We start from the raw sequence: 337 nt of genomic DNA, 5'->3' as shown, positions 1-337 counted from the left end.
GTGCCACCTCCGGGTTGGTTGACGCATGATGAGTCACAGCCAAGCGATCCAGTTCAATAACGTTTAGCCCATCGGTCACTGGCAAGGTATCACTCAGATGTTGCTGGATAAGCAGCAGTTCAATGCCACTATCTTCGACCATATAGGCCAATCGCTCGGTGGGGTAATCCGGATCCAACGGCACATAAGCACCACCTGCCTTAAGAATCGCCAGCAGCCCCACCACCATCTCGATAGAGCGTCCCACAGCAATACCCACCCGAGTCTCAGGTTTTACACCTAGACCGATCAGATAGTGGGCTAGGCGATTGGCACGGGTGTTAAGTTCGGTGTAGCT

Annotated in this window: 1 protein-coding gene; it reads right to left on the bottom strand. The window is 53.4% G+C overall.

Features of this window, described 5'->3' with window-relative positions; genetic code table 11:
* A partial coding sequence (locus K7H09_RS24370; protein ID WP_230806397.1) for an AMP-binding protein occupies positions 1-337 on the bottom strand: 337 nt, incomplete at both ends.

The organism is Halomonas sp. IOP_14, from assembly GCF_021021315.1.
Taxonomy (GTDB): domain Bacteria; phylum Pseudomonadota; class Gammaproteobacteria; order Pseudomonadales; family Halomonadaceae; genus Vreelandella; species Vreelandella titanicae.
Note: the sequence above shows the minus strand (reverse complement) of the source record. Positions and strands in the feature narration are given on the sequence as shown.